We start from the raw sequence: 6,000 nt of genomic DNA on the forward strand, positions 1-6,000 counted from the left end.
GGACACACGGCATGGGGGTCTCAGCCTCTCGGGGCCAGCCTGTGGATGACCACCAGGCAGAGCGCTGCCGCAGTGGCTATGGCCGTGATGAGGCATGAACCGGATATCACGTAGGCGGCCGGTACTCCGGTCAGCGCCGCGTTCGTGAGTAAGACCACTGTCTCGGCTTCGTCTCGTCCGTCCGGAACGTCGATCCGCTGATTCTCGGGCACGCTGCAGCCTCCCTCTCGGTGAGCCGTGTCAGCTCTCCGGAAGGTGAGTGCGGGTGGTGAACCGGGCGTGCAAACTCGGGATCAGGCGAGGGAGAAGGCGATCCCGTCGAGGATGTCGTGCTCGCTGGCGATGACGGAGGTCTGGCCGGAGCGCTCCATGATGATGCGCAGGATCAGTGCGCCGGCGCCGATGACGTCGGCCCGGCCGGGGTGCATCACCGACAGCTCGAGGCGGTCGGCGACGGTTGAGCCGAGGAGGTCGTTTGTCACCCGGGCCACGTCGTCGTACGCGATGCGGGCGTGGTGGATCTGTTCGGAGTCGTACTCGGCGAGGTTGAGGGCGAGCGCCGCCACGGTGGTGACCGACCCGGCCAGGCCGACCAGGCTCACCGCGTCCTTGCCGGAGACCGCGCGCAGGGCCTCGTCGACCGCGGCGGTGATGTCCTGCTCGGCGGCCGCGATCTCGGCCTCGGTCGGCGGGTCGCTGTGCAGGTGGCGCTCGGTCATCCGGACGCAGCCGATGTCCATGGAGATCGCGTTCCGGACGCCGGTGTCGCCGACGACGAACTCGGTCGAGCCGCCGCCGATGTCCACCACCAGGTAGGGCGCCTGCGCGTCGAGGCCGGTGACCGCGCCCGCGAAGGAGAGCAGCGCCTCCTCCTCGCCGGTGATCACCTGGGGCTCGACGCCCAACACCGAGCGCACCATCGCGCGGAAGTCCTCCGCGTTGGAGGCGTCGCGGGAGGCCGAGGTGGCGCACATGCGGACCCGGTCGACGCCGAGCTCGGCAATCTCGGCCGCATAACCGATGAGGGCCTTGCGGGTGCGCTCGATGGCCTCCGGGGCCAGCTCGCCGGTGCGGTCCACGCCCTCGCCCAGCCGGACGATCTCCATCCGCCGGGCGACGTCGGTGAGCGTCGGCATCGTCCCGTCGGGGGCGGAGAGGTCGCCGCTCACGTCAGCGATCAGCAGACGGATCGAGTTGGTTCCGCAGTCGATGGCAGCGACCCGCACGTGGCTCTCCTAGAGATGTAGCAGCATCCGCTTGTTGCCGAGCGTATTCGGCTTGACCCGTTCCAGGTCAAGGAACTCGGCGACACCCTCGTCGTACGAGCGGAGCAGCTGCTCGTAGACCGTGTGCGGGACCGGCGCGCCGTCGATCTCGGTGAAGCCGAACGAGCCGAAGAAGCGGGTCTCGAACGTGAGGCAGAAGACGCGGGCCACGCCGAGCAGGCGGGCCTGATCGATCAGCTCGGCGACGAGCCGGTGGCCGATCCGCAGGCCGCGGCAGGCCGGGTCGACGGCCACCGTGCGGATCTCCGCCAGGTCCTCCCACATCACGTGCAGGGCGCCGCAGCCCACCACGCGGTCGTCGTCGGTGACGGCGACCCAGAACTCCTGGACGCTCTCGTAGAGCGTGACCGTGGCCTTGCTGAGCAGCCGGCGATCCGCTGTGTACGTGTCGACGAGCGCACGGATCGCCCGGACGTCCGAGGTGCGCGCCCGGCGGATCTCCACCTGCACGGTCACTCGGTCTCCAGATGCACGCAGGCACCGTCGGCCCACCAGGGCTCGATCGCCGCGCGGACCTCGTCGCCGAACGGGTTGACCCCGGGGCCGGCGGCGAGCGCGTGACCGAGCTGGACGTGCAGGCACTTCACCCGGTCGGGCATGCCACCGACGGAGACCTTCGCGATCTCCGGGACGTGGCCGAGCGCCTCGCGGCGGGCCAGATAGTCCTCGTGCGCGGCCTGGTAGCGCTTGGCGAGCTCGGGATCGGTGGAGAGCCGCTCCTGCATCTCGCGCATGACCCCGGCGGACTCGAGCCGGCTGCACGCCGCCGTGGCCCGCGGGCAGGTCAGATAGAAGGTGGTCGGGAACGGGGTGCCGTCATCGAGGCGGGGCTCGGTCTCCACGACGTCCGGATTGCCGCACGGACAGCGGTGGGCGACGGCACGGGTGCCTCGGGGACGGCGGCCGAGCTGCTCGGCGACGATCTCGAGATCGGTCTCGGAAGGAGTCGTCATCTACTTTCGGGATTCTGCATTGGCTGCTGCGACACTTCCCCACAGTGTGTCGTACCACCGGCCGGGCTCGGACGTCGCGGTCCTGGTTCCGTCGCGTTCGGCGCCGGTCGGGTCGTCGAACACGACCAGCGGCACCTCGCCCGGCTTCACATACATCAGCCGGTCACGGGCCTGGCTGCGGACATACTCGTCGTCCTGCCACTTGTCCGCCTCCTCCTGCAGCCCCTTGATCGTCGACTCCTGCAGGGCCTGGTCGGCCTGGATCTGAGCGATCTGGGATTCCTGCGCGAGATAGACGCGGACCGGGTAGGTGTAGGCGAGAGCGAGCACCACGAGAACGGAGATCAGAACGGTCGCCCGGGCGGTGAACGCCTTGGGCCGGGTCGCGACGGTGCGCTTGGTGGCACCGGACGCGGCCGCGCGGCGGGCTGCCGCCGGTCTGCTGCTGGATCTGTTGACGCTGCCGGTGCTGCGGGCCGACGGCATGTGCCGGGGCTCGATGCGCGTCGGCACGGTGTCACGGGTGCGCGAAGGACGGGCGCCGTTACGAACGCCCGGACGCCCCGCATAGCCGGTGGAGCGGCGCGACGGCCCCTGTCCACTCGGACTGCGGCGCTGCGTCATCCCTGCCCTCCCCCGGCACTCGCCAAAAGACCATGGAGTTGCGGCACCTGTCCCTGGACACTATGCCCAGTAAACGGGGAGCCACAACTCCATGATCTCGTGACAGAGCGTTACGCGGAGCGGTAACGCGGGAACGCGCCTGCCCCGGCGTAGCGGGCGGCGTCGCCCAGCTCCTCCTCGATGCGCAGGAGCTGGTTGTACTTCGCGACCCGGTCCGAACGCGCCGGAGCACCGGTCTTGATCTGGCCGCTGCCGACGGCAACTGCCAGGTCGGCGATGGTGACGTCCTCGGTCTCGCCGGACCGGTGGCTCATCATCGTCTTGAAGCCGGCCCGGTGCGCGAGGTCCACCGCGTCGAGCGTCTCGGTGAGCGAACCGATCTGGTTGACCTTCACCAGAACCGCGTTGGCGGCGCTCTCGGCGATGCCCCGGCCGATTCGAGTGGGGTTCGTCACGAAGAGGTCGTCGCCGACGATCTGAATCTTGTTACCGAGCTGTGCGGTCATCGCCGACCAGCCGGCCCAGTCCTCCTCCGACAGCGGGTCCTCGATGGAGACGATCGGGTACGCCTCGGCGAGCTTGGCGTAGTAGTTGATCATTTCCTCGGTCGACTTCGGCGAGCCCTCGAAGACGTACGCGCCGTCCTTGTAGAACTCGGTCGCGGCGACGTCCATCGCGAGCACGATGTCCGTACCCAGAGTGAAGCCGGCAGCCGCGACGGCCTCGCCGATCAGGTCCAGGGCGGCGGCGTTGGTCGGCAGGTTGGGGGCGAAGCCACCCTCGTCGCCGAGGCCCGTCGAGAGGCCCTTCTTCTTCAGCACCGACTTGAGCGCGTGGTAGACCTCCGCGCCGGTGCGCAGCGCCTCGCGGAAGCTGGCCGCACCGATCGGCGCGATCATGAATTCCTGCACGTCGACGTTCGAGTCGGCGTGCGCCCCGCCGTTGAGGATGTTCATCATCGGCACGGGCAGCAGGTGCGCGTTGGGGCCGCCGACATAGCGGAACAGCGGCAGCTCGGAGCTCTGCGCGGCGGCCTTGGCGACCGCGAGCGAGACGCCCAGGATCGCGTTGGCGCCCAGCTCCGACTTGTCGGCCGTGCCGTCCAGGTCGAGCATCTTCTCGTCGATCAGGCGCTGCTCGCTGGCCTCATAGCCGATCAGCTCGTCAGCGATCTTGTCCTCGACGTTGCTGACCGCCTGCTCGACACCCTTGCCGAGGTAGCGGCCCTTGTCGCCGTCACGCAGCTCGATCGCCTCGAAGGCGCCGGTGGAGGCGCCGGACGGGACCGCGGCACGGCCGATGGTCCCGTCGTCGAGCCCGACCTCGACCTCGACGGTCGGATTTCCCCGTGAGTCGAGGATTTCCCGGGCGACGATCGCTTCAATGGTGGCCATCTGTCGTGTCGCTCCCTATTAGTTAGAAACTTTGAGCACGAGTCTGAGGGTATAGACCTCGGATGAGCGGGGTGCTGGGGGCTCATGAACTTCCCAGAACACTTGCGCCGTTCTTGAGCGACAGGGGGCTCATGGCGGGTTCCGCCGGGCCGATGTCCCTGGTCGCTATGACTACTCTCGCGCAGCTCCCCGATGCCGGCTCGTACGTCGAGATGACCGCCTCCGACGAGCAGGCCGCCCGTGTCCGTGTGGTTCACGCCGGTGGCGTGGGCCTGACCCTCTCCACGCCGCTCGCGGCCGTGCCCCGGGTGGGCTCGTCCGTCACGCTGCGCTGGTCGGCGGCCCCGCGTGGCAGGTTCGCCCTGCCGTGCGCGGTCGTCGAGGTCGAGGAGAACCGGGTAGAGGTCCTGCCCGCCGGTGAGGCCCACGTCGAACAGCAGCGCCACTTCGTCCGCGGTGGCGGCGGCGAGCAGATCATCCTGCGCCGCGACGGCTGGATCGACGCCCACGGCTGGGTCCGCGACATCAGCGAGCACAGCGCCCGTGCCCACTTCGAGGGCACAAACGTGGTCGAGGGCGAGGACCTGCGGCTCTGGATCCAGCTCGGCAGCGAGATCATCAACGTGCCGGCCACCGCCTCCCGGGTCGCGATGCTCCCCCAGCAGGTGCCACCGGGCCCGATGTCGGTCGAGATCGTGGCCGTCTTCGACTCCGGCGAATCCCAGGCCCGGCTCATCCGCCGCTACGTCATGCGCCAGCAGCTGCTCAGCCGCAGCCGCGCCTGACAACTCGTTTGCGCCGGGTTGCGGGCATCGGCAAAGGTGGGGCCGTGCCCTCATTACGCCTGCGTTGCGCAGCGGTTGCGCTTGTCGCCCTCGTCGCCCTGCCGGGCTGTTCGGATCTGGACAAAGCGTCGGCTTCCGGGCTGAGCCGCAACGACCTGGTGGCCGATCTCGCGGCTCAGCTCGCCGGCACGGGAGACCTGACCTTCGAGGCGACCTATCAGCTCACCGGGGGCAAGACCGGGACAATCGCACAGGTACGCGAACCGGCCGGCACCGCGTACGTCTACCCGGGCGGCAAGGTGCTCGTCACCGCGGCGGCGATCACCTCGTGCACCACCACGCCCGGCCCGGTGACCTGCACGTTGACCGCACCCGCCACCGCGACGAGCCCACCGCCCGCCGCCATCTTCCGCGGTGCCACCAACGCCGGCATGGTGATGCCCGACGCGGTGCAGACAGCCCTCAACCGAGCCTCGCTGGACCCGGACATTTCGATCACGCAGCGTGACACAACGATCGCCGGACGACACGCCACGTGCGTCAAGCTCGACGGCTTCGACACCTGCATCACCACCGACGGCCTGCTCGGCAGCTTCACCGGCCTGCTCGGCGCGGGCCGGGCCGACGTGGCGATGACGCATTATTCGGAGCAGGTCTCCGCCGACACGTTCGAGCTCCCCGCCGGCGCGAAAATCATCGACCACCGAAAGAACTGAGCACCGCCCACACCTCCGAGGGCTCCTCCTCCAGGGTGAAATGCCCCGCACGCGGAATCCGGACACCACGGACATCAGCCAACCCCGCCGCCCGGAACCCCGCCAGGTAGCGATCAAGATCCCCGCCCTCTTTCTCCCCGCGCACGTAGAGCAAAGACGTCTCCACCCGCCGCACGTCGAAAGCGGCAGCTGCGGAAGCCGGACGGACGCCCGGGGCTGCGGCCGCGGAGCCCGGCGCCGCG

Annotated in this window: 8 protein-coding genes; 2 read left to right on the forward strand and 6 right to left on the reverse strand. The window is 69.3% G+C overall.

Annotated features, from left to right (window positions below; all coding sequences use genetic code 11):
* Positions 1-293 precede the first annotated feature (293 nt).
* From Ahu01nite_RS10380 to eno, 5 genes are all read right to left on the reverse strand, one after another.
* Positions 294-1,226: a Ppx/GppA phosphatase family protein gene (locus Ahu01nite_RS10380; protein WP_203836252.1), complete on the reverse strand. Its 933-nt coding sequence runs from the start codon at positions 1,224-1,226 to the stop codon at positions 294-296.
* Positions 1,227-1,235: 9 nt separating this feature from the next.
* A complete protein-coding gene (locus Ahu01nite_RS10385; RefSeq protein ID WP_203836264.1) occupies positions 1,236-1,730 on the reverse strand; it encodes an amino-acid N-acetyltransferase in 495 nt (164 codons plus the stop codon).
* Positions 1,731-1,738: 8 nt separating this feature from the next.
* Positions 1,739-2,239, reverse strand: a complete 501-nt coding sequence (locus tag Ahu01nite_RS10390; protein WP_203836253.1) for a DUF501 domain-containing protein — start codon at positions 2,237-2,239, stop codon at positions 1,739-1,741.
* The gene (locus Ahu01nite_RS10395) at positions 2,240-2,863 is read right to left on the reverse strand and encodes an FtsB family cell division protein (protein WP_203836254.1); all 624 of its coding nucleotides are present in this window, start codon (positions 2,861-2,863) and stop codon (positions 2,240-2,242) included.
* Between the two features lie 110 nt (positions 2,864-2,973).
* Positions 2,974-4,257 carry a phosphopyruvate hydratase gene (gene eno / locus Ahu01nite_RS10400; RefSeq protein WP_203836255.1) on the reverse strand — a complete coding sequence of 428 codons (1,284 nt, stop codon included), beginning with the start codon at positions 4,255-4,257 and terminating at the stop codon, positions 2,974-2,976.
* A gap of 167 nt (positions 4,258-4,424) precedes the next feature.
* Here eno and Ahu01nite_RS10405 point away from each other — a divergent pair, with 167 nt between their 5' ends.
* Positions 4,425-5,042, forward strand: a complete 618-nt coding sequence (locus Ahu01nite_RS10405) for a hypothetical protein (RefSeq protein ID WP_203836256.1) — start codon at positions 4,425-4,427, stop codon at positions 5,040-5,042.
* A gap of 44 nt (positions 5,043-5,086) precedes the next feature.
* Positions 5,087-5,758 (forward strand): hypothetical protein, encoded by a 672-nt coding sequence (locus tag Ahu01nite_RS10410; protein WP_203836257.1) that lies wholly within the window; start codon positions 5,087-5,089, stop codon positions 5,756-5,758.
* Here the strand turns inward: Ahu01nite_RS10410 and Ahu01nite_RS10415 are convergent.
* On the reverse strand, positions 5,736-6,000 hold a 265-nt coding region (locus tag Ahu01nite_RS10415), incomplete at its 5' end, for a hypothetical protein (RefSeq protein ID WP_203836258.1). The genes Ahu01nite_RS10410 and Ahu01nite_RS10415 overlap by 23 nt on opposite strands.

The sequence above is a fragment of the Winogradskya humida genome, assembly GCF_016862215.1.
Classification (GTDB): domain Bacteria; phylum Actinomycetota; class Actinomycetes; order Mycobacteriales; family Micromonosporaceae; genus Actinoplanes; species Actinoplanes humidus.